The organism is Amycolatopsis sp. NPDC000009, assembly GCF_055563465.1.
In genome coordinates this window covers 1-23,914 of sequence record NZ_JBVHDI010000021.1, presented here as the reverse complement: position 1 = coordinate 23,914, position 23,914 = coordinate 1, and the positions used below count along the sequence as shown (strand labels likewise).

Here is a 23,914-nt window from a genome sequence, read left to right as displayed (position 1 = left end):
GTGTTAACGCTAACTCAATTGATCAGTGCGGATCTAGGAGTCGATGTGGCAAGAAAACCGTGGACGGCGATCGTGGCCGGAGTGGCCGGGCTGCTCCTGCTCTCGGCTTGCGGCGGCGGTGGTGGAACGGGGGACAGCGGTGCCCTCACCCTCGGCTTCGCCCAGGTGGGCGCGGAAAGCGGCTGGCGCACGGCGAACACGAAGTCGATCCAGGAATCCGCGAAGGCGGCCGGGATCGAGCTGAAGTTCTCCGACGCCCAGCAGAAGCAGGAGAACCAGATCGCCGCGATCCGGTCCTACATCCAGCAGAAGGTGAAGGTGATCGCCTTCTCGCCGGTCGTGGAATCCGGCTGGGACACCGTGCTCAAGGAGGCGAAGACGGCGAACATCCCGGTGATCCTCACCGACCGGGCCGTCGACTCCCAGGACAAGTCGCTGTACAAGACCTTCCTCGGCTCGGACTTCGTCGCCGAGGGCCGGAAGGCGGGCGAGTGGCTGGCCAAGGAGTTCGGCTCCGCGGCGGGCGACGTCAGCATCGTGGAACTGCAGGGCACCACCGGTTCCGCGCCGGCGAACGACCGCAAGAAGGGTTTCGCGGACGTCATCGCCTCGAACCCGAAGTTCAAGGTCGTCGCGTCGCAGACCGGTGAGTTCACCCGGGCCAAGGGCAAGGAGGTCATGGAGGCCTTCCTGAAGTCCCAGCCCAAGATCGACGTGCTCTACGCGCACAACGACGACATGGCCCTCGGCGCCATCGAAGCGATCCAGGCGGCCGGGAAGGTGCCAGGCAAGGACATCAAGATCGTCTCGGTCGACGGTGTCCGCGACGCCCTCCAGGCACTGGCCGACGGCAAGATCAACCACGTCGTCGAATGCAACCCGCTGCTCGGCCCGCAGCTGATGGACCTGGTGAAGAAGGTCGCCGCCGGTGAGCAGGTGCCCCCGCGCATCGAGACCACCGAGACCGAATTCGACCAGGCGGCCGCGAAGGCCGCGTTGCCGCAACGCCAGTACTGAGCCGATGACAGGACCCCTCGCGATGCTGCGGATGAGCCATATCCGGAAGGAATTCCCCGGCGTGGTCGCTCTCGACGACGTCTCCTTCCGGATGTTCCCCGGCGAAGTGCACGCCCTGATGGGCGAGAACGGCGCCGGAAAGTCCACGCTGATCAAGGTGCTCACCGGCGTGTACGGGGTGGACGCGGGCACGATCGAGCTCGACGGCTCCCCGGTCGCGTTCAGCGGCCCTGGCGAAGCACAGCGCTCCGGTGTGAGCACCGTCTACCAGGAAGTGAACCTCTGCCCGAACCTGTCGGTGGCGGAGAACATCTGCCTCGGCAAGGAGCCGCGTCGGCGCGGCCGCATCGACTGGCGCGAGACGCGCCGCCGGGCGGCCGCGCTGCTGGCCAGGCTGGACGTCGAGGTGGACGTTTCGGCCGAGCTGGGCAGCTGCTCGATCGCGGTGCAGCAACTGGTCGCGATCGCCAGGGCGCTCGACGTCGACGCGCGGGTCCTCGTGCTCGACGAACCGACGTCCAGTTTGGACGCCGGCGAGGTCGAGCAGTTGCTGAACGTGGTGCGTTCGCTGCGGGACCAGGGGATGGCGATCCTGTTCGTCTCCCATTTCATCGAGCAGGTCTTCGCCGTCGCGGACCGGATGACGGTGCTGCGCAACGGGAAGCTGATCGGCGAGTACCGCACCGAGGAGATCACCCCGGTCGACCTGGTCACCAGGATGATCGGCAAGGAACTCGAGGCACTCGAAGACATCGAGGACGCGGGCCACAGCCGGTCCGACCTCGACGGGGCGCCGGTGTTCCTCGAAGCGGGCGACGTCGGCCGCAAGGGTGGTGTCGCGCCGTTCTCGCTCGACATCCGGGCGGGCGAGGTCGTCGGCCTCGCCGGGTTGCTCGGTTCGGGCCGCACCGAACTGGCGCGGCTGCTGTTCGGCGCCGATCACGCGGACACCGGTTCCGTGCGGATCGACGGCGAGCCGGTGTCGCTCAAGACGCCGCGGACGGGGCTCGACCACCGCATCGCGTTCTGCTCGGAGAACCGCAAGACCGAGGGACTCGTCGAGGAACTCACCGTGCGGGAGAACATCGTGCTCGCGTTGCAGGCCTCGCGAGGCTGGGCGCGGCCGATCCCGCGGCGGCGTCAGGAGGAGATCGCCGAGCGCTACATCGAGATGCTCGACATCCGGCCGGCGAACGCGGAAGCGAAGGTCGGCGACCTCAGCGGCGGCAACCAGCAGAAGGTGCTGCTGGCGAGGTGGCTCATCACCGAACCGCGGCTGCTGATCCTCGACGAGCCGACGCGCGGTATCGACATCGGGGCCAAGACGGAGATCCAGCGGCTGGTCGCCCGGCTCTCGAACGAGGGGATGGCCGTCGTGTTCATCTCCGCCGAACTCGAGGAGGTGCTGCGGTTGAGCCACCGGGTCGTCGTGCTGCGCGACCGCGCGGTGGTCGCCGTACTGGACAACGAATCGCTGACCGCGGACCAGGTGATGGCGACGATGGCGGAAGGAGTCGCACGGTGACCAAGCATCGGCTGTTCTGGCCCGTCGTCGCGCTGCTGGCGCTGCTGCTCGGTGACCTCATCGTCCACCCGGCGTTCTTCGCGATCGAATTCCGTGACGGGCACCTGTACGGCAACCTGATCGACATCCTCAAGAACGGCGCCCCGCTGATCCTCATCGCGATCGGCATGACGCTGGTGGTGGCGACGCGGGGGATCGACCTGTCCGTCGGCGCGGTCGTGGCGATCAGCGGGGCGCTCGCCTGCCTGCACATCAGCGGGCTCGGCGACCAGAACAGCCTCGGCGGGACGCTCGCCGCGGTCGGGATGGCGCTGGGGCTGGCGCTCGCGCTCGGGGTGTGGAACGGCTGGCTGGTGGCGGTGCTGGGCATCCAGCCGATCATCGCGACGCTGATCCTGATGGTCGCGGGCCGCGGTATCGCCCAGCTGATCACCGGTGGCCAGATCATCACCGTCAATTCGCATCCCTACGAATGGATCGGCAGCGGGTTCACCTTCGGCCTGCCCAGCGCGATCCTCATCGCGCTCGCGGTGTTCGCCATCGCCGCGGTGCTGGTCCGCCGGTCGGCGCTGGGCCTGCTGGTCGAATCTGTGGGCGGCAACCCGGAGGCGGGCAGGCTCGCCGGGCTCCGCTCGGCCCGGCTGATCTGGCTCACCTACGTCTTCTGCGCGCTCTGCGCCGGCATCGCCGGGCTGATGATCAGCGCGAACGTGCACAGCGCCGACGGCAACAACGCCGGGCAGTTCATCGAACTGGACGCGATCCTCGCCGTCGTCATCGGCGGGACGCTGCTGACCGGCGGCCGGTTCTCGCTCACCGGCTCGGTGATCGGCGCGCTGCTCATCCAGACGCTGACGACCACCGTGTACGCGCTCGGGATCGCGCCGCAGGCGATCATGCTGTTCAAGGCCGTGGTCGTGCTGGCGGTCTGCCTGCTGCAGTCGCCGGTGTTCCGCAAGAAGCTCGCCCGGCGGAGAAAGGCGGCTCCGCCGTCACCCGCCGTGCGGCCGGAGAAGGTGGAGGCCGGGGTATGACGACACTCGACCGCGTCAAGGGTTATCGGCCGCGGCAACGGCACCTGCCGATCCTGGCGACGATGGCGATGCTCGTCGCCGCGTACATCTACGGCGCGTCGAGCTATACGGCGTTCGGCTCCGGACAGGTCGTGCTCGACCTGTTCATCAACAACGCGTTCCTGCTGGTGGTAGCCGTCGGGATGACGTTCGTGATCCTCACCGGCGGGATCGACCTGTCGGTCGGTTCGGTCGTCGCACTGTCCACTGTGGTCTCCGCCGATCTGCTGCAGAACCAGGGCTGGCCGGTTTTCGCGGTGATCCCCGCGGTACTGGCGATCGGCGCGGCGCTGGGCTTCGGGATGGGCGTGCTGATCCAGGTCTTCGAGATCCAGCCGTTCATCGCCACGCTCATCGGGATGTTCTTCGCCAGGGGGCTCTGTTACACGATCAGCACCCAGGCGTACTCGATCGACGACCCGACGGTCGCGAGCCTCGCGCAGACGCAGATCCCGCTCGGCGGTGATCTGCACATCTCGATCGGCGTGGTCGTCGCGCTGGTCGTGGTCGCCGTCGCCGCCTACGTTCTGTACGGAACGCGGTTCGGCCGGACAGTGTACGCGATCGGCGGGAACCCGAAGTCCGCGCTGCTCATGGGCCTGAACGTCGCCCGCACGCGGATCTCGGTCTACACGCTCAGCGGGTTCTGCTCGGCGCTCGGCGGTCTGCTCCTGGTGCTGTACAAGTCCTCCGGTGATCCGCTGAACGGCGTCGGGCTGGAACTGACCGCGATCGCGGCCGTCGTCATCGGTGGCACGTTGCTCACCGGCGGTTCCGGCTACGTCCTCGGGACGGTGCTCGGGATCATGGTGCTGGGCATCATCCAGACCCTGATCACCTTCGATGGCACGCTGAACTCCTGGTGGACGTCGATCATCACCGGTGCGCTGCTGTTCGCCTTCATCGTCCTGCAACGCCTCGTCGGCAGACGGACCTCGTGACTCGCGTGATGGGAGCCGTAACTCGCGTGATTGGAGCCGGATCGCCTTCAAACACGCGAGTTACGCCTTCAAACACGTGAGTTACGGCTTCGAACACGCGTGATCGTGGTTTTCGACCAGAAATGTGAACGCTAACAATGCGGGAGAAGAAGTGAGTACAGGGGAGCCGCTGGTCGTCGGCGTCGACTTCGGGACGCTGTCCGGCCGGGCCGTCGTGGTCCGCGTCCGTGACGGGGCGGAATTGGGCAGCGCGGTTTCGGAATACCGCCACGGCGTGATCGACCGGATCCTGCCGGAGACCGGGCACGGCCTGCCGCCGGACTGGGCGCTGCAGGTGCCGTCGGACTACGTCGACGTCCTCCGCACCGCAGTACCGGAAGCCGTTCGCGCCGCGGGCGCGGATCCCGCCGACGTGATCGGCATCGGCACCGACTTCACCGCTTGCACGATGGTGCCGGCCACGGCCGAGGGCACGCCGCTGTGCGAACTGCCCGAGTTCGCCGGGAACCCGCACGCCTATGTGAAGCTGTGGCGGCACCATTCCGCGCAGCCCCAGGCGGACCGGATCAACGCGCTGGCGCGCAAGCGCGGCGAGTCTTGGCTTCCGCGCTACGGCGGGCTGATCTCTTCGGAGTGGGAGTTCGCCAAGGCGCTGGAGGTCTTCGAAGAGGCGCCCGAGGTCTACGACCGGATGCGGCACTGGGTCGAGCTCGCCGACTGGATCGTCTGGCAGCTCACCGGGACCTACGTGCGCAACGCCTGCACCGCCGGGTACAAGGGGATTCTGCAGGACGGCCGCTATCCGAGCGCCGAGTTCCTGGAGGAGCTCGCGCCCGGCTTCGGGTGCTTCGTGGACGACAAGCTCGTGCATCCGCTGGGCGCTCTCGGCGCCAAGGCGGGAAGCCTGAGCGCTCAGGCGGCCGAATGGACCGGGCTGCCGGAAGGGATCGCGGTCGCCGTCGGCAATGTCGACGCGCACGTCACCGCGCCGGCCGTCCAGGCGGTGGCACCCGGCCAGATGGTCGCGATCATGGGCACCTCCACCTGTCACGTGATGAACGGCGCCGAACTGCGCGAGGTGCCGGGGATGTGCGGCGTCGTCGACGGCGGGATCGTGTCCGGACAGTGGGGTTACGAGGCCGGGCAGAGCGGCGTCGGCGACATCTTCGGGTGGTTCGTCGAACATGGCGTCCCGGCGTCCTATGTGGACGATTCGAGGGAGGCGGGGATCTCCGTCCACGAGCTGCTCACCCGGCTCGCCGCGACACAGGAGATCGGCGAGCACGGACTCGTCGCGCTCGACTGGCACAGCGGGAACCGGTCGGTGCTGGTCGACCACGAACTGTCCGGCGTCGTCGTCGGGCAGACCCTCGCGACCCGCCCCGAGGACACGTACCGCGCGCTGCTGGAAGCGACCGCTTTCGGTACCAGGACCATCATCGAGACCTTCGACCGCGCCGGAGTGCCGGTCACCGAACTGATCGTCGCGGGCGGCCTGGTCAAGAACCCGCTGCTGATGCAGATCTACGCCGACGTCACGAACCTGCCGCTTTCGGTGGCCGGTTCGGCGCAGAGTCCCGCGCTGGGCTCGGCGATCCACGCCGCCGTCGCGGCCGGAGCGCACGCCGACGTCCCGGCCGCTGCGCTCGCGATGGGCTCGGTGCGCAGGGCGGTCCACCGGCCGATCGCCGAGAACGTGAAGGCCTACGACGACCTCTACGCCGAGTACGCCGCACTGCACGACTACTTCGGCCGCGGGACCAACGACGTCATGCACCGGCTCGCCGCACGCCGCCGTGCCGTCAGGAAAGGACAGCATCGATGAGCCTCGCCGTGGAGATCACGGACACCTTCGAAGAGCTGCGGGACACCGTCGCGCGGCTGCACAGCGAGCTGACCCGGTACGAACTGGTCATCTGGACGGCGGGCAACGTGTCGGCACGCGTCCCCGGGCACGACCTGATGGTGATCAAACCGTCCGGGGTGTCCTACGGCGATCTGACCGCCGACACGATGGTCGTCACCGACCTGTACGGCGAAGTCGTCCACGGCGACCTGGCACCGTCTTCGGACACGGCCGCGCACGCCTACGTCTACCGGCACATGCCGGAGGTCGGCGGCGTCGTCCACACACATTCGACCTATGCCACCGCCTGGGCGGCGCGCGGGGAGCCGATCCCGTGCGTGCTCACGATGATCGCGGACGAGTTCGGCGGCGAGATCCCGGTCGGCCCGTTCGCGCTGATCGGCGACGATTCGATCGGCCGGGGCATCGTCGAGACCCTGCGGTCCAGCCGCTCGCCCGCGGTGCTGATGCGCAACCACGGCCCGTTCACCGTCGGCCGCACCGCGCGGGACGCGGTCAAGGCCGCGGTGATGGTCGAGGACGTCGCGAAGACCGTCCACATCGCTTCCGCGCTGGGAACGCCGGAACCACTGTCCGAACAGGACGTGGACCGGCTCTACGCGCGCTACCAGAACGTCTACGGCCAGCAGGGAGAGAAGTGAGCACACAGCGGAAGACCGAGGTCTGGTTCCTCACCGGGAGCCAGGCGCTGTACGGCGAAGAGACCCTCGAACAGGTCGCGGGTCAGTCGTTGCAGATCCAGCGGATGCTGGCCGACACCGGCCGCATCTCGGCGGAGATCGTCGCGAAGCCGGTGCTGACCGAGCCGTCGGCGATCCGGCGCGTGATGCTCGAGGCGAACGCGGACGACGCCTGTGTCGGCGTGATCGCGTGGATGCACACGTTCTCGCCGGCGAAGATGTGGATCACCGGCCTGGACGCGCTGCGGAAACCCTTGCTGCATCTGCACACCCAGCTCAACGAGGCGCTGCCGTGGCAGTCCATCGACATGGACTTCATGAACCTGAACCAGGCCGCGCACGGCGACCGCGAGTTCGGCTACATCCAGACCCGGCTCGGGGTGCCGCGCAAGACCATCGCCGGGCACGCGGCCGATCCGTCGGTCGCCGACCGGATCGACGCGTGGGTCCGCGCGGCGGTCGGCCGCCAGACGATCGGTTCGCTCAAGCTCGCGCGGTTCGGTGACAACATGCGCGACGTCGCGGTCACCGACGGGGACAAGGTCGAGGCGGAACTGAAGTTCGGCGTCTCGGTGAACACCTACGGCGTCAACGAACTCGTCGCGCTGGTCGACGCGGTGTCCGACACCGAGGTCGACAAGCTCGTCGAGGAATACGCCGACACGTACGCGCTGGCGCCGGAGCTCGCCAAGGCGGGGGAACGGCACGAATCGCTGCGTTACGCGGCCCGGATCGAGCAAGGGCTCCGCACGTTCCTGACGGACGGCGGTTTCGGGGCGTTCACCACGAACTTCGAGGATCTCGGCGGCCTGCGGCAGCTCCCGGGGCTCGCGGTGCAGCGCCTGATGGCCGACGGCTACGGCTTCGGCGGCGAGGGGGACTGGAAGACCTCCGCGCTGCTGACCGCGGTGAAGGCGATGGGCCGCGACTCCGAACGCGGAACGTCCTTCATGGAGGACTACACCTACCACTTCGGCCCCGGAGAACCGAAGATCCTCGGCGCTCACATGCTCGAAGTCTGCCCGAGCATCGCCGCCGCGAAGCCGTCCTGCGAGATCCACCCGCTCGGCATCGGTGGCCGCGAGGATCCCGTCCGGCTGGTGTTCGACGCCGCCGCCGGTGACGCCGTCGTGATCGGCCTCGCCGACCTCGGCGACCGGTTCCGCCTGGTGGCCAACGAGGTCGAGGTCGTCGCCCCGGACGAGCCGCTGCCGAACCTGCCGGTGGCGCGGGCGGTGTGGAAGCCGGCGCCGTCCCTGGCGACGTCCGCCGAAGCGTGGATCACCGCGGGCGGACCGCACCACACGGTGCTCACGCAGGCCGTCGGCGCCGAAACGATCCGGGATTTCGCCACCATGCTCGACGTCGAACTGCTGGTGATCGACCAGACCACGACCCCTGCCTCGATCGCCGACCGGATGCGCTGGAACCAGGCCTACTACCGGCTCGCACAAGGATTCTGATCGGAGAGAAGGAACAATGAAGTTCACGAAACTGGCCACACTGGCCGTGACGGTCGGCCTCGGTGCCGCGCTCACGGCCTGCGGTTCGAGTGAAAAGACCGTCGATCAGCAGGCGGCCACGGGAGACGCCGCGGGCGGTCTGGTCGGCGTCACCATGCCGACCAAATCGTCGGAACGCTGGATCCACGACGGCGACAACATCAAGGCGGCGCTGGAGAAGCTGGGTTACCAGGTCGACCTGCAGTACGCCGAGGACGACATCCCCACCCAGGTGAACCAGATCGAGAACCAGATCACCAAGGGCGCGAAGCTGCTCGTGATCGCCTCGATCGACGGCACCGCGATCACCACCCAGCTGCAGGAGGCCGCGGACAAGAAGATCCCGGTCATCGCCTACGACCGGCTGCTCCGCAACACCCCGAACGTCGACTACTACGCGACCTTCGACAACTTCAAGGTCGGTGTGCAGCAGGCGACGTCGCTGCTCACCGGGCTCAAGGTGCTCAAGGAGGACGGTTCGCCCGGTGAGGGCAAGGGACCGTTCAACGTCGAACTCTTCGCCGGCTCGCCGGACGACAACAACGCGACGTTCTTCTTCAACGGCGCCATGTCGGTGCTGAAGCCGTACCTCGACAACGGGACGCTGGTCGTCAAGAGCGGCCAGACCGCGTTCAACGTCGCGGCGATCCTGCGCTGGCAGGCGGCGACCGCGCAGCGGCGGATGGAAGACCTGCTGACCAAGACCTACAGCTCCGGCGACAAGGTGCAGGGCGTCCTCTCGCCGTACGACGGTCTCTCGATCGGCATCCTCTCGGCGCTGAAGAGCAACGGCTACGGCACCCCGGGCCAGCCGTACCCCGTGGTCACCGGCCAGGACGCCGAGGTCGCGTCGGTGAAGTCGATCATCGCGGGTGAACAGTATTCGACGATCTTCAAGGACACCCGCAAGCTCGCCGAGACCACGGTCAAGATGGCCGACGCGGTGCTCAAGGGCGGCAAGGCCGAGACCAACAACACCACCGACTACGACAACGGCCAGAAGGTCGTCCCGGCGTTCCTGCTGGAGTCGGTGATCCTCAACAAGGGGAACTACCAGAAGGAACTCATCGACTCGGGCTACTACAAAGCGGAACAGCTGAGGTAGCGACGTGACCGACGAAATCCTTCGGATGCGGGGGATCACCAAGACCTTCCCCGGCGTCAAGGCGCTGCAGGACGTCAACCTGTCGGTGCGCCGGGGAGAGATCCACGCGATCTGCGGCGAGAACGGCGCGGGCAAGTCCACGCTGATGAAGGTGCTCTCGGGCGTCTACGCGCACGGCTCGTACGACGGCGAGATCGTCTTCGACGGCGAGCCGTGCGCGTTCTCCGCGATCCGCGACAGCGAACGCCGCGGGATCGTGATCATCCACCAGGAACTCGCGCTGTGCCAGCAGCTGTCCATCGCGGAGAACATCTTCCTCGGCAACGAGAAGGCACGCGGCGGGCTGATCGACTGGAACCGGACCAACGCCGAGGCGGGCGAGCTGCTGCGGCGCGTCGGCCTGCGGGAGAACCCGGTGACGCCGGTGCTCGACATCGGTGTGGGCAAACAGCAGCTGGTGGAGATCGCCAAGGCACTGTCCAAAGAGGTCAAGCTGCTGATCCTGGACGAGCCGACGGCGGCGCTGAACGACGACGATTCGGCGCATCTGCTCGACCTGCTGCGCGGCCTGCGCGACGACGGCGTCACCTGCGTCCTGATCTCGCACAAGCTCAACGAGATCGCCGCGATCGCCGACTCGATCACCATCCTGCGGGACGGCAGGACGATCGAGACGCTCGACGCGAGCACGGTGACCGAAGACCGGATCATCGCCGGGATGGTCGGCCGGAAACTGGAGAACCGGTTCCCGCCGAGGGAACCGCGGATCGGTGACGAGGTCCTCCGGATCGAGGACTGGACCGTGCACAGCCCCACGCAACACGGCCGGGTCGTCGTCGACGGCGCGAGCCTGACGCTGCGGCGCGGCGAGATCGTCGGGCTCGCGGGACTGATGGGCGCCGGGCGGACCGAACTCGCGATGAGCGTGTTCGGCCGCTCGTACGGCAAGGACATCTCCGGGCGCCTGGTCAAGGACGGCAAGGAGATCGAGGTGCGCACGGTCGGCGACGCCGTCGCCAACGGCATCGCGTACGCCACCGAAGACCGCAAACGCTACGGGCTCAACCTCATCGAGGACATCCAGCGCAACATCTCCGGCGCGGCGCTGGGCAAACTCGCCCGGCGCGGCTGGGTGGACGAGAACGAAGAACACCGTGTCGCCGAAGAATTCCGCAAGAGCATGAACATCAAGGCACCGGACGTGCGCAGCGTGACCGGCACGCTTTCCGGCGGCAACCAGCAGAAGGTCGTGCTGTCCAAATGGATCCTCACCGATCCGGACGTGCTGATCCTCGACGAGCCCACCCGCGGCATCGACGTCGGCGCGAAGTACGAGATCTACACGATCGTCAACCGGCTCGCCGACGAGGGGAAGGCCGTCCTGGTCATCTCGTCCGAGCTGCCGGAGCTGCTCGGTCTGTGCGACCGGATCTACACGTTGTCGGCGGGCCGGATCACCGGTGAGGTCGGCCGGGCCGAGGCCACCCAAGAGGTCCTCATGCGGGCGATGACCAGGGAACAGGAGTAAGACATGAGCACCGCCTCCGCCGACACCGTCACCGGTGTCGGTGACCAGCAGGGAGCCGCGCCGGCCAGGGCGCCGCGCCGGATCTCGTTCAACCCGCGCGAGAGCGGCATCTACGTCGCGTTCGCGCTGATCGTCGTGTTGTTCTCGATCCTCACCGGCGGCGCGCTGCTGGAACCGCAGAACATCTCGAACCTGATCGTGCAGAACTCGTACGTGCTGATCCTCGCGATCGGCATGATCCTGATCATCATCGCCGGGCACATCGACCTGTCGGTGGGTTCCGTGGTGGCGCTGACCGGCGCGATCTCGGCCGTGCTGATGGTGAACATGGGCGTGGCGTGGCCGATCGCGCTGCTGATCACGCTGGCCGTCGGCGCCGTGATCGGGGCGTGGCAGGGGTATTGGGTCGCCTACTTCGGCATCCCCGCGTTCATCGTGACGCTGGCGGGAATGCTGATCTTCCGCGCCCTCACCCTCACCGTGCTCGGTAACCAGGGCATCGGCCCGTTCCCGGACGAGGTGCGGACGCTGGCGAACGGGTTCACCGGCGGCTACCTCGGCAACATCGGGCTCGGCCCGCTCGGCGGCGCCGACGTGGTCAGCCTGCTGGTGGGCGCCCTGGCCATCGCGGGCGCGGTCGTCTCGCGCTGGCGCAAGCGGACGGCGCGGCTGAACTACCTGCAGGAGGTGGACCCGCTGCCGATGTTCCTGCTGAAGATCGTCGCGGCGGCCGCCGTCGTGCTGTTCGTGGTGGTGCAGCTGGCGCGGTACAAGAACCTGCCGTGGGTGCTGATCCTGCTGTCCGTGCTGGTGATCGGCTACTCGCTGGTGACGACGCGCGCGGTGTTCGGCCGCCACGTCTACGCGATCGGCGGGAACCTCCAGGCCGCGACGCTGTCCGGCGTGAAGGTCAAGTCCGTGACCTTCTGGATCTTCGTCAACATGGGCGTGCTCTCCGCGCTCGCCGGGATCATCGTGGCCGGACGGCTCAACCAGGCCGGGCCGACCGCGGGCAACATGTTCGAACTCGACGCGATCGCCGCGGCGTTCATCGGCGGCGCCGCGGTACAGGGCGGGGTCGGCAAGGTGGTCGGCGCGATCACCGGCGGCCTCATCATGGGCGTGATCAACAACGGCATGTCCCTCATCGGCGCGCCGACCGAAAGCGTGAACCTGGTCAAGGGGTTCGTGCTGCTGGCCGCCGTCGCCTACGACATCTGGACGAAACGGCGGGCACGGACCGCCGCCTGAGGTGAGGCCGAGGAGGTTGCGAAAGCCACTTTCGCAACCTTCAACGTTGCGAAAGTGGCTTTCGCAACGCGGCCCGCGCTCCATACGCAGTTTCAGGGTTTCCTCGCAAAGAAGCGAAAGGAAGTGCTGTGCGCAGCAGGTCAACCCGGATCAGTGTGCTGTCCCTGACCATCGCCGCCGGTGTCCTCGTGCCCGTTCAGACCGCTTCGGGCCAGACACCGACGACCGACTACAGCCTCGCCGTGGACGCGGCGGGACGCGGTGCCGCGATCGACCGTTCGATGTACGGGGTCTTCTTCGAGGACATCAACCGTGCGGCGGACGGTGGCCTGTATGCCGAACTCGTGCAGAACCGGTCCTTCGAGTACGACAAGGCCGACAACGCGTCGTACACGCCGCTGACCTCGTGGGCGCCCACGTCGCTCAACGGCGGAACCGGCACGGCGACGGTGGCCGACGACGACCGGCGGCTCAACGAACGGAACCGCCGCTATCTCAAGCTCGACCTCGCCAACGGTGAGTACGGCGTCGCGAATTCCGGCTACAACTCGGGCATCCGGGTCGAGAAGGGCAAGCAGTACGACTTCTCGGTGTTCGCCAGGACGGATCGTGCGGCGGGCACTCCGCTGACGGTGGCCGTCACCGATCCGGCGGGCAGGGCGCTCGCCGACCCGCTGCGGGTGCGGGTCCGGGGCGACGGCTGGGTGCGCTACACCGGCACCGTCCGGGCGCGGGAGTCGAGTGCGCTGGGCAGGCTCGCGCTGACCGCGTCCGGCGGTGGCACGCTGCGGCTCGACATGGTGTCGCTGTTCCCGCGCGACACCTACAAGAACCGGCCCAACGGTATGCGGGCCGACCTCGCGGAGAAGATCGCCGCGCTCAAGCCCGGTTTCGTACGCTTCCCCGGCGGCTGCCTGGTCAACACCGGAAGCCACCAGGGCTACGAGGCACCGAACTGGGAGCGGAAGCGTTCGTACCAGTGGAAGGACACCATCGGCCCGGTCGAGCAGCGAGCCACGAACGCGAATTTCTGGGGCTACAACCAGTCCTACGGCATCGGCTACTACGAATACTTCCAGTTCTCCGAGGACATCGGCGCGATGCCGCTGCCGGTGGTGCCGGCGCTGGTCACCGGCTGCGGGCAGAACAAGGCGACCGACGACCCGGCGCTGCTGCGGCGGCACATCCAGGACACCCTCGACCTGATCGAGTTCGCGAACGGCCCGGTCACCTCGACCTGGGGCAAGAAGCGGGCCGAGATGGGGCATCCGGCGCCGTTCAACCTGACGCATGTCGGCGTCGGCAACGAGGAGAACCTGCCGGACGAGTTCTTCGCCCGCTTCACCGAGTTCCGCAAGGCGATCGCGGCGAAGTACCCGGGGATCACGGTGATCAGCAACTCGGGACCGGACGACACCGGCACGACGTTCGACCGGCTGTGGGACCTGAACCGGAACGCGAAGGTCTCGATGGTCGACGAGCATTACTACAACAGTCCACAGTGGTTCCTCCAGAACAACCAGCGCTACGACACCTACGACCGCAACGGCCCGAAGGTGTTCCTCGGCGAGTACGCGTCGCTGGACAACAAGTTCGGCAACGCGCTGGCCGAAGCCGCGTACATGACCGGGCTGGAGCGGAACGCCGACATCGTCAAGCTCGCGTCGTACGCGCCGCTGCTGGCGAACACCGACTACGTGCAGTGGAAACCGGACATGATCTGGTTCGACAACCAGCGCTCGTGGGGTTCGGCCAGCTACGAGACGCAGAAGCTGTTCATGACCAACGTCGGTGACCACGTCGTCCCGAGCAAGGCGTCGGCCACCCCTGCCACGGTCGCCCCGATCTCGGGCGCGATCGGGCTGTCCACCTGGGCGACGAGCGCTGCTTACGACGACGTCAAGGTCACCTCGGCGGACGGCGCGCAGCTGTTCTCGGACGACTTCTCCGGCGGCGACTCGCGCTGGTCGAAGGTGGCCGGCCGGGGCTCCTGGGCGGTGTCGAACGGGGCCTACGTCCAGTCGGACCAGGCCGCCGAGAACACCCTGGTGACCGCGGGTGATCCCTCGTGGAGCAACTACGACTTCTCGGTGAAGGCGACCAAAACCGGTGGCAAGGAAGGCTTCCTGGTCGCGTTCGGCGTGAAGGACACCGGCAACAACTACTGGTGGAACCTCGGTGGCTGGAACAACACCGTGTCCGCCGTCGAGAAGACCGAGGGTGGCGGCAAGACGACCCTGCTCCAGAACGACACCAAGATCGAGACCGGCAAGCAGTACGACCTTCGGGTCGAGGTGCGGGGCCGTCAGGTGACGTTGTTCCTCGACGGGCAGAAGTGGGGCTCGTTCACCGACGACAAGGTCGCCGAGCCGTTCCGGCAGGTCGTCACCCGCGACGTCAAGACCGGCGAACTCGTGGTCAAGGTCGTCAACGCGCAGGCCGCGGCCGCCCGGACCCGGGTCGATCTCGGCACCCGCGTCCAGCCGGGCTCGACCGCCCGCGTGACGACGTTGCAGGGCTCGCCCAATGACGTCAACACCGCTTTCGCCACCCCGATCGCGCCACGCGAGTCGCGGTTCTCCGGCGTGTCGAACACCTTCACCTACACGTTCCCACCGAATTCCGTGACCTTCCTGCGGTTCCCGGCCCGAGTGAGGGGATGACCATGACCATCGACCGTCGTGACCTGTTCAGAGCCGGAGGCGGGCTCCTGGCCGTCACCGCCGTCGGCAGCCTGGTGCCGGGGACGGCCCAAGCCGCCGAGGCCCCTCGCGTCTCGCTGACCACCCGGAATCCGCTCGTCGAGCAGCGGGCCGACCCGTTCGTCACCCGGCCGGTGAACGGGATGTACTACCTGACCGGTTCGGTGCCCGAGTACGACCGCATCGTCGTACGCGGCGCCGCCACGATCGACGGCCTGGCCACCGCCAGGGAGACGACGATCTGGCGACGTCCGTCGTCCGGGAAGATGGGCGGCCACATCTGGGCGCCGGAACTGCACCGGATCGACGGGCGCTGGTACGTCTACTTCGCCGCGGGCGACTCCGACGACGTGTTCCGCATCCGGACCTACGTGCTGGAGTCCACTTCGGACGATCCGCGCGCGGGCACGTGGGTGCTGCGCGGGCAGATGGTGACCAAGTGGGACACCTTCACGCTGGACTCGACGACGTTCGAGCATCGCGGCAAACGCTACTTCGCCTGGGCGCAGAGCGAACCCGGGATCGCGACCAACAGCAACCTGTACCTCGCCGAGATGGCCTCACCGCTGGCGCTCAAGGGCGACCCCGTCCGGCTCGCGGTGCCGACCCTGCCTTGGGAGGTCCAGGGGTTCAAGGTCAACGAGGGGCCGGCGGTGATCGTCCGCAACGGCCGGGTGTTCATGACCTATTCGGCGAGCGCGACCGACGCCCGCTACTGCATGGGGCTGCTCACCGCGGACGAACGTTCGGATCTGCTCGACCCGCGTTCGTGGACGAAGTCGCCGCAGCCGGTGTTCACCACGAACGAGGCGACCCGGCAGTACGGCCCGGGACACAACTCGTTCACCGTGGCCGAGGACGGGTCGGACGTTCTCGTGTACCACGCCCGCGACTACCGCGACATCACCGGCGATCCGCTGTACGACCCGAACCGGCACACCCGGGTGCAGCGGCTGTACTGGAACGACGACGGGACACCGAGTTTCGGTGTCCCGGTGGGCAAAGGCGGCCCTTGCGTGCGACTGTCCCCGTTGGACGACCCGGCGTTGTACGTGCGGCACTACGAGTACCGGCTGACCGCCGACGGCAACGTCCGCGAGCTCGCCGACTCGCAGTTCCGGATCGTCGCGGGGTTCCGCGGAGCGGGCACCGTGGCCCTGCAATCGGTGAACTTCCCGGACCGGTACGTCCGGGTCGTGGACGCGACGACCGTGCGGATCGATCCGTACGACGAGAGCGACGCGTACGGCCGGGCGGCGAGTTTCACCCAGGTGCCGGGCCTTTCCGACCGCCTGGCGGTGTCGTTCCGCCTGCCGGGTGAACCTGCCACCTATTTGGCCCACGACAAGGGAAGGATCTTGGTCTTCCGTCCCGGTGCCGCGGTGCGGGATCGTCAACGGGTCAGCTTCCGGCTCAGCTGAACTCTCTGGGAGGTTGAACGCAGTGCTGCGAACACGCCCCATCGTCGGGGTCCTGGCGATGCTCGCCGGGACCTTCGTCGCGACCGTCTCTCCGGCGGCCGCCGACGTCCAGTCCTATCTCGACGATCCACGAAAAGTCTCCGAAGGTCAGGAGCCACCGCACGCTTTCCTTCGTCCGTACGCCGATGTCTCCGCCGCCGCCCGCCGCGACGAACGCAGCCCGTACACGCTGTCCCTCGACGGCAAGTGGCGGATCGCGATGGCGGACAACCCGTCCCAGGTCCCGAAGGGGTTCCACGACGACGGCTACGACGCCTCGCGCTGGCGCGAGGTGTCCGTCCCGCACACCTGGCAGACGGACGGTCTGGACCACCCGATCTTCCGCAACATCGCCACCGAGATCCAGCCCGACGACCCGCCGCGCGTCCCGCGTGATGTCAACCCGACCGGCGCCTACGTCCGTGACTTCACCCTGCCCGCGAACTGGACGGAACGCGAGACCTTCCTGCGCTTCGAGGGCGTCACGTCGGCGTACTTCGTCTGGGTCAACGGGAAGTACATCGGCTACGACCAGGGTGGCTACACGCCGGCGGAGTTCGACATCTCCTCCGCGCTGCGCCCGGGCCCGAACCGGATCGCCGTGCAGGTGCACCGCTGGAGCGCGGGTGCCTACCTGGAGGACGTCGACCAGTGGCGGTACTCGGGCATCTTCCGCTCGGTGACCCTGCATTCGGCGCCGGGGACGTTCATCCAGGACGTGGGCCTGACGACGGACCTCGACGCGACCTACACCGACGCCACCCTCAAGGCCGCGATCGAGGTCGCCACCAAACCCGGCGGGACCACGGGCAAGCACCGTGTCGGGCTGAGCCTGCGCGACGCCGCCGGCAAGGAGGTCGGGACCGTGAGCGGGGAGGTCGAGCCGGGTGGCAAGACCGCGCTGAACCTGCCCGTCCGCAACCCGGCGAAGTGGACCGACGAGACACCCAACCTGTACACGGCGGTGCTCACGTTGACCACGCCCGACGGCCGCGTCACGCACATCACCAGCGAGACGGTCGGGTTCCGCGAGATCGAGATCCGCGACAAGCAGCTGCTGGTCAACGGGAAACGGGTGCTGTTCAAGGGCGTCAACCGCGCCGAGACCGACCCCGATCACGGCAGGCACGTTCCCCGGCGCGCGCAGGAACGCGACGTCGCGCTGATGAAGCAGCTAAACGTCAACGCGGTCCGCACCTCGCATTACCCGTCGGATCCCTATTTCTACGAACTGGCCGACCGGCACGGGCTCTGGATCGACGACGAGATCGACATCGAGACCCACAACCACGAGAACTGCGCCCGGTACTGTCAGGCGAACGACCCCGCTTGGCGGGACGCGTTCTTCGACCGCATGATCGGCATGGTCGAGCGGGACAAGAACCACCCGAGCGTCTTCCTGTGGGACACCGGCAACGAGGCCGGTCTCGGCGCGCATCACTTCGCGCTGGCGGAATGGCTGGACGCGAACGAACCGACCCGGCCGATCTACCACCAGTCGAACAGCCCGGACGGCGACGCGCCGTTCGCCGACGTCTGGGGGCCACGGTATCCCTCGCCGGAGAAGTTCGCCGAGCAGGCGAAGAACACCACGAAGCCGTTGATCTTCGGCGAATACGCCCACGCGATGGGCAACAGCCTCGGCAACTTCCGCGAGTTCTGGGACACGATCCGGGCGAATCCGCAGACCCAGGGCGGGTTCATCTGGGACTGGGCGGAGCAGAACATCCGGCAGCGGATCCGGATCACGCCCGATTCGTCGGGCAACGACATCTCGGCGCACCTCAGCGGCAAGCCGGAGCTGGTCGACGGTCATCGCGGCAAGGCGCTGGAGCTGTCCGGGCTGGACGATTTCGTCGAGGTCTACCGCGACCGGAAACTCGACATCACCGGGAAGGCGCTGACCCTGGACGCCTGGGTGAAGCCGGGGAAGTGGACCGGAGATTTCCGCATCCTCGGCAAGGGCGACCACCAGTACGCGCTCAAGATGAAGACGCAGGACACACTGGAGTTCTTCATCCACAGTGGAACGTGGCAGGCGGTACAGGCGAAGGTGCCCGCCGATTTCTACGGCAACTGGCACCGGGTGAGCGGTACTTACGACGGAACCGCCTTGCGGCTTTACCTCGACGGCAAGGAGATCGGGAACAAACCGTTCACCGGCGCGATCGACTCGTCTTCGGCGGAGGTCAACATCGGCCGTGACTTCGAGACGTCGTGGAACGACCCGTCGAGTATCGGCTGGATGGGCCGCGGCGCCGTCGACGACGTCCGCATCTACGACAAGCCGCTGTCCGCCGCCGAGCTGTCCGGCTCCACCCCGGCGGGTGGTGCCGTCCTGGCGCTGGACTTCGACAGGGTCGCGGACCGGGGGAGTCACCTGTCCTACGGCTCCAGTCTGTCCGGTGTGGACGGTCTGATCGACTCGGATCGTTCGGCGCAGCCGGAGACCGCGCAGATGGCGTGGGCGCATCAGCCGCTTCGGTTCGCCTACACGGGTGGTTCGTTGTCGGTGACCAACGAACGGCAGTTCAAGGGCACCGACGAGCTGAACCTGCGGTGGCGGATCCAGGAAGGCTCCCGGATCGTCGCCCGCGGCGAACAGCCGTTGCGGGTCGGCGCCGGGACGACCGGGCGGGTCGCCGTACCCGTGCCGCCGAATCCCGGGGACCGTGAGCGGTTCCTCACCGTCGAGGCGGTGACGACCCAGGGCGAGCCGATGCTCGCCCGGGGACACGTCCTGGCACACGACCAGTTCTCGCTCGGCGGGAAGCGGATTCCGGGCCTGGACCGGTCACCGCTCGCCGGGCGGTCCGTCGGGGTCGTCGAGGACGCGGGTTCGGTGACGGCGTCGGCGGCCGGAGTCACGTACCGGGTGGACAAGACCACCGGCGCGCTGGCGTCGATCCGGCACCAGGGCAAGGAACTGCTGACCGCCGGGCCGAAACTCGATGCCTGGCGGGCACCGATCAGCAACGAGACGTTCGCCTGGGGCCGGGCCGAGGGTGAGGACTGGCGCAAGGCCGGGCTCGACCGGTTGAAGACCACGGTCACGGGCGTCCGGGTCGAGAAGGACGGCTCGCGCGGCGTGCGCGTGATCGTCGACAGCCGGGTCGCGGCGCCGGACGTCGCCGGGGCGTGGTTCGACCAGACGATGACCTACGCCGTCGACCGGACCGGGACCCTGAGCCTCGGCAACCGGGTGATTCCGCAGGGGAGTGTGCGCACACTGCCGTACTTGCCCCGGATCGGTGTCTCGCTCGCGGTGCCGGACCGATATGACCGGTTCGCCTGGTATGGGCGGAAAGCCGAGAGTTACGTCGACCGGAAGGACGGGACGCCGATCGGCGTGCAGTCGAGCACGGTGGACCAGCAGTACGTCGAGTACCACCGGCCGCAGGACCACGGAAACCACACCGACAGCCGGTGGGCGCTGCTCACCGACGGCCGGACCGGTGGCCTGCTGGTCGGGGGCGCGAACGACGTCAGCGTGACACCGTTCGACGATCTCGACCGGGCGGCGTACCCCTTCCAGTTGCAGCGCAACAAGGGCTGGTTCACGCTGCACGCGAGCCACGCGGTGACCGGGGTCGGGGACACGCCGAACCCGGTGCGGGAACGCAGCCAGGTTCAACCTGACAGCACGTACGAGTACACGCTGTCGTTGCGTCCGTTGACCCAGCAGGAAGCGCGGGCGGGGGTGCCGACCGGCGGGTGACCTCAGGAGGTCGCGAAAGCCACTTTCGAGACGCGTGATGTCTCGAAAGTGGCTTTCGCGGCACCTCACGCCGCTAGCGGAACAATTTGTAATTGAGCACGATATAGCCGGAATTCTCGCCGATTTTGACATCGTTCGCGCTGAGCCACCCGACCGTTCCCTTGGATGTCCGCAGGCAAAGTTGGCCGCCGGCGGATATCACCGTGGGGCCGGGAACGGTCCCCTTTCCCTCGGAAACGATCTTCGGGCACTGTATTTTTGCTTCCTGTTCGGTTCCGTGGTAATAGAACAGGCCCGTGCGATTGGCCGCCAGATTGCTTCCGCTGAAGTGGAGGTCCATGTCACCGTTGGGTCCCGATGCGGAGACCGGGGTGGCGCGGGGTTGATCGAGGTCGACTCCCATGTCCGCGTCCAGCTTCACCTGCTCGGCGGGGGCTTCGGCGGGTTTGGTCTCCTGTGGCTGCGCGCTGGTGGCATTCGGCGACGTCGACGCCGCACCTCGGTCGTCGGCCCCCTTCGCCGGCTGCGCGCTGGTGTTGATGAGTGCCACGATCACCGCGCCCACCAAGCCCACCGTCGCGGTTATGACAGCCGCCAAAATAGCTCCACGCCGGCTGACGAGCGCCGCGGTCACCGCCGGATCCGGAGATTTGCCGTTTCTCGCCCGGTTGGTTTCCGACCGGTCGCGATCGTTGTTCGTCACATGGTCTCCCCTGTCAAAGATGCCGAAAGAGGCTACAACAAGATCAAGGTGGACTCGGGGTGAGTCTGCTCGACAATTCTCGGACTGAACCTGGGGTGATCCGGTCGTAGGACCTGGCGGCTCACTCCTTTCACCCTCTGGGGCTAAGCTTCGGTGCCGGAACGCGCACGGCCACAGCTGTCCGGGTGATGTCGGGTCGAGGCCGTCCTCTTCGCCGCCGCAGTCGCTAGTCTTGATCTTCGACTGCGAGGGAGACTGAATTCATGGCGGAATGGGCCGATCTGGTCGCGTTCGTACGGCACGAATATCGGGTGGTGAAGGACGAACCGGACGAAATCCGCATCCGGTTGTCCTACGGTGACGACGACTACGAAGAGCGGGCCCAGACCGTGGTCATCGCGCGGGAGGTCTTCGACCGCCGCGAGGACTGGGTGCAGATCGCGACGCCGTTCGCGCGCGTCGACCAGGTCGATCTCACGACCGTGCTGACCGAGATCGGCAACACGATCGTCGTCGGGGGACTGGTCGTCATGGGAGAGCACCTGGTGCTACGACATTCCCTGCCGTTGGTGAACCTCGACATCAACGAGTTCACCGATCCACTCGAACTCGTCGCGGGCTCGGCGGAGCTGCTGGAGCAGCAGTTCACCGGACGCGACGACTACTGAGCCGCGTGACCTCGTCGAACGAGGTCACGCGCTCGCATTCCTCTTCCGTGAGCCTGTTGATCGCTGCCCGGTACGCCTGCGCTTGAGGCGTACCGGGCAGTTCGCCGTCGAGGAGAAGCGGAAGACCTAGTTCGAAACCGCAGCGGGCCCGCGCGCCGTAGCGGTGCCGGGCGCGGGCGACCGCGGTGGCGACGCGGAGCCCGTGCTCGGTGCCCGGCGGTGTGGCTGGCCGGTCGGTTTCGATGGCCGCGAACCGGAATCCGTCGGCCTGGTCGCATTTCCCGCAGCCGACGGGACCCGAGCCGAGCCCGTTGCCGCAGTCCGTGCAGGTCAATCTGTCGAAGGCTGCGTCGACGATCCGCCAGTCGAACACGGAAGTGTCGGCGACGACCGATTCGGCGAGGTCGATCTCCTCGCTGGTCCCGGCTGCCACCCCGTATTCCGCGAGGAACGACCGCCAGCGGTCCTCGATACTCGCTTCGACGGTGGCCAAGGCCTTGGCGGGTCCTCCGCCGCGCGGAAGAGCGGTCATGGCGAAGACTCGCTGTTTCGCGTGGATAAGGTGTGTGACATGGGTTCCTCGAGGTGGGGTGGGCTCGCGGCCCTGCTGGCGGGATTCTTCGTACTCCTGCTGGACACGACCATTGTCGCGGTGGCGAGCCCGAGCATCCAGGCCGACCTCGGCGGGGACGTCGCCGCGTTGTTCTGGGTGACGGCGGGTTATCTGCTCGCGTTTTCGGTTCCGCTGCTGGTCGCCGGTCGTCTCGGCGATCTCTTCGACCCCAAACGGGTCTACCTGTTCGGCATGGGAGGTTTCGGCGTCGCCTCGGCGCTGTGCGGGATCGCGCCGTCGATCGGATGGCTCATCGCGTTCCGGATCCTGCAAGGCCTGGCGGCGGCCGCGATGTCACCGCAACCACTCACATTGATCCGGCGGCTCTTCGCCGAAGATGAGCGGGGTCGCGCGTTCGGCATCTGGGGCTCGGTGGCGGCGGCCGCCACCTTGCTGGGCCCCATCCTGGGCGGGCTGCTGACAGCGAGCCTGGATTGGCGCTGGATCTTCTGGATCAACGTGCCGCTCTGCGCCGTCGCCGTGGTGATGGGCATCCGCCTGATTCCGGGAAGCCAAGGAAGTGCGACACGCTTCGATCTGCTCGGAGCCGCGTCGAGTACGGCGGGTTTGAGTCTTCTGGTGTGGGCACTCCTGTCTTGGAGCCCGCTTTCGTTGCCTGCGGCCGCCCTCGCCGTCGGGCTGCTCGTCTGCTTCTGGTTCCGAGAACGTAGGCAAGGTGAGGACGCCCTCGCACCGTTGCGGCTCTACCGCTCGCCCGGGTATTTGTCCGCGAGCCTCGCGATGGCGTCGCTCGGTGCGACGGTTCTCGCGATGGCACTGCCCACGATGCTCTACATCCAAGACAGCCGCGGTTTCGGCCCGATGGAGGCCGCGATGGTCCTCGCGCCGGACGCCGTCGTCGCGATCCTGCTGTCGCCTCCGGCCGGCCGCTGGGTCGACCGGGTGGGCGGGCGCCGACCGGCGATACTCGGCATGAGCCTTCTCGCTACGAGCCTTCTGCTCATCGGGCTGGTAGTGGTCCTGAACCTGAATCCCTGGTGGATCTCGGTGGGTGCCGCGCTTCTGGGCGCTGCCAACGCGATGGCGTGGTCACCCCTGTCCGCCATCGCGATGGCGTCCGTCGACTCCGCTGTCGCGGGCGGTGCCTCTGGTCTGTTCAACACGGTCAGGCAGGTGGGGGCGGTGGCCGGGGTGGCGGTGACCGGCGCGATCCTGGCGGGGATCGAATCGCGGCCGGTCTTGGCTTTCGGTGTCGTGTTCGGGTTCATCGGTCTTGTCGCCGTCGGCGGTGCCGCGGCCGCGCTCCGGCTGCCGAGGCACTCTCGGGTGATCGAGGTGGCTTGAGGTCGCCCACCGCAATTAGTCGGCTAATTGCGGTGATTCGGGCGCTTTGCTCGGGGCTCGATACGTTTTATGTGCCATGCGGAGCGGACGGCATCGCCCCGGCGTTCCGCGCGGTTGGGCAACGGCGGGAGGTTGCGAAAGCCACTTTCGCAACGTTGAGGGTTGCGAAAGCCAGGCGGTTTCAACTGGTTGTTGCAAGTAGTGCTTTGTCGAGTGCTTGTGCTGGTGTGAGGAGGCCGAGTGTAGGGCGTGGTCG

At 67.5% G+C, this 23,914-nt stretch carries 17 protein-coding genes; 15 read left to right on the top strand and 2 right to left on the bottom strand.

Annotation, left to right across the window (positions count from 1 at the left end):
• Positions 1-45: 45 nt before the first annotated feature.
• The 13 genes from ACZ3HL_RS36460 (at position 46) to ACZ3HL_RS36400 (ending at position 20,369) form a co-directional block, all read left to right on the top strand.
• Complete coding sequence (locus ACZ3HL_RS36460; protein ID WP_465535914.1) at positions 46-1,017, top strand: ABC transporter substrate-binding protein; 972 nt, start codon at positions 46-48, stop codon at positions 1,015-1,017.
• 22 nt (positions 1,018-1,039) lie between these two features.
• Positions 1,040-2,542 carry a sugar ABC transporter ATP-binding protein gene (locus ACZ3HL_RS36455; RefSeq protein WP_465411916.1) on the top strand — a complete coding sequence of 501 codons (1,503 nt, stop codon included), beginning with the start codon at positions 1,040-1,042 and terminating at the stop codon, positions 2,540-2,542.
• Positions 2,539-3,576 carry an ABC transporter permease gene (locus ACZ3HL_RS36450; protein ID WP_457953985.1) on the top strand — a complete coding sequence of 346 codons (1,038 nt, stop codon included), beginning with the start codon at positions 2,539-2,541 and terminating at the stop codon, positions 3,574-3,576. The genes ACZ3HL_RS36455 and ACZ3HL_RS36450 overlap by 4 nt, the downstream gene beginning before the upstream one ends.
• The gene (yjfF, locus tag ACZ3HL_RS36445) at positions 3,573-4,556 is read left to right on the top strand and encodes a galactofuranose ABC transporter, permease protein YjfF (protein ID WP_465535912.1); all 984 of its coding nucleotides are present in this window, start codon (positions 3,573-3,575) and stop codon (positions 4,554-4,556) included. The genes ACZ3HL_RS36450 and yjfF overlap by 4 nt, the downstream gene beginning before the upstream one ends.
• 151 nt (positions 4,557-4,707) lie before the next feature.
• Positions 4,708-6,381: a ribulokinase gene (araB, locus tag ACZ3HL_RS36440; protein ID WP_465535910.1), complete on the top strand. Its 1,674-nt coding sequence runs from the start codon at positions 4,708-4,710 to the stop codon at positions 6,379-6,381.
• Positions 6,378-7,064, top strand: coding sequence for an L-ribulose-5-phosphate 4-epimerase (locus tag ACZ3HL_RS36435; protein ID WP_125782774.1), 687 nt, complete (start codon positions 6,378-6,380; stop codon positions 7,062-7,064). The genes araB and ACZ3HL_RS36435 overlap by 4 nt, the downstream gene beginning before the upstream one ends.
• Positions 7,061-8,566, top strand: coding sequence for an L-arabinose isomerase (gene araA / locus ACZ3HL_RS36430; RefSeq protein ID WP_465535909.1), 1,506 nt, complete (start codon positions 7,061-7,063; stop codon positions 8,564-8,566). Before ACZ3HL_RS36435 ends, araA begins: the two co-directional genes overlap by 4 nt.
• A gap of 16 nt (positions 8,567-8,582) precedes the next feature.
• Positions 8,583-9,710 carry a multiple monosaccharide ABC transporter substrate-binding protein gene (gene chvE / locus ACZ3HL_RS36425; protein ID WP_465535908.1) on the top strand — a complete coding sequence of 376 codons (1,128 nt, stop codon included), beginning with the start codon at positions 8,583-8,585 and terminating at the stop codon, positions 9,708-9,710.
• Between the two features lie 4 nt (positions 9,711-9,714).
• The gene (gene mmsA, locus ACZ3HL_RS36420; RefSeq protein ID WP_465535906.1) at positions 9,715-11,238 is read left to right on the top strand and encodes a multiple monosaccharide ABC transporter ATP-binding protein; all 1,524 of its coding nucleotides are present in this window, start codon (positions 9,715-9,717) and stop codon (positions 11,236-11,238) included.
• 3 nt (positions 11,239-11,241) lie between these two features.
• Positions 11,242-12,489 carry a multiple monosaccharide ABC transporter permease gene (gene mmsB / locus ACZ3HL_RS36415; RefSeq protein ID WP_465411565.1) on the top strand — a complete coding sequence of 416 codons (1,248 nt, stop codon included), beginning with the start codon at positions 11,242-11,244 and terminating at the stop codon, positions 12,487-12,489.
• Between the two features lie 128 nt (positions 12,490-12,617).
• Positions 12,618-15,152 carry an alpha-L-arabinofuranosidase C-terminal domain-containing protein gene (locus ACZ3HL_RS36410; protein WP_465535905.1) on the top strand — a complete coding sequence of 845 codons (2,535 nt, stop codon included), beginning with the start codon at positions 12,618-12,620 and terminating at the stop codon, positions 15,150-15,152.
• 2 nt (positions 15,153-15,154) lie between these two features.
• Positions 15,155-16,612 (top strand): family 43 glycosylhydrolase, encoded by a 1,458-nt coding sequence (locus ACZ3HL_RS36405; protein WP_465535903.1) that lies wholly within the window; start codon positions 15,155-15,157, stop codon positions 16,610-16,612.
• 22 nt (positions 16,613-16,634) lie between these two features.
• A complete protein-coding gene (locus tag ACZ3HL_RS36400) occupies positions 16,635-20,369 on the top strand; it encodes a glycoside hydrolase family 2 TIM barrel-domain containing protein (protein WP_465535901.1) in 3,735 nt (1,244 codons plus the stop codon).
• A gap of 73 nt (positions 20,370-20,442) precedes the next feature.
• On the opposite strand, the gene ACZ3HL_RS36395 is transcribed toward ACZ3HL_RS36400, so the two are convergent.
• Entirely contained in the window at positions 20,443-21,072 is a 630-nt protein-coding gene (locus ACZ3HL_RS36395) for a hypothetical protein (protein ID WP_465535900.1), read from the bottom strand.
• A 263-nt stretch (positions 21,073-21,335) separates the two neighbouring features.
• On the opposite strand from ACZ3HL_RS36395, the gene ACZ3HL_RS36390 reads away from it, so the two are divergent.
• Positions 21,336-21,740, top strand: a complete 405-nt coding sequence (locus ACZ3HL_RS36390; RefSeq protein ID WP_126735010.1) for a hypothetical protein — start codon at positions 21,336-21,338, stop codon at positions 21,738-21,740.
• Here ACZ3HL_RS36390 and ACZ3HL_RS36385 read toward each other — a convergent pair.
• Positions 21,718-22,272: a hypothetical protein gene (locus tag ACZ3HL_RS36385; protein WP_465535898.1), complete on the bottom strand. Its 555-nt coding sequence runs from the start codon at positions 22,270-22,272 to the stop codon at positions 21,718-21,720. The genes ACZ3HL_RS36390 and ACZ3HL_RS36385 overlap by 23 nt on opposite strands.
• A gap of 39 nt (positions 22,273-22,311) precedes the next feature.
• Between ACZ3HL_RS36385 and ACZ3HL_RS36380 the strand changes: the two genes are divergently transcribed.
• Positions 22,312-23,658 (top strand): MFS transporter, encoded by a 1,347-nt coding sequence (locus ACZ3HL_RS36380; protein ID WP_465535896.1) that lies wholly within the window; start codon positions 22,312-22,314, stop codon positions 23,656-23,658.
• Positions 23,659-23,914: the final 256 nt, after the last annotated feature.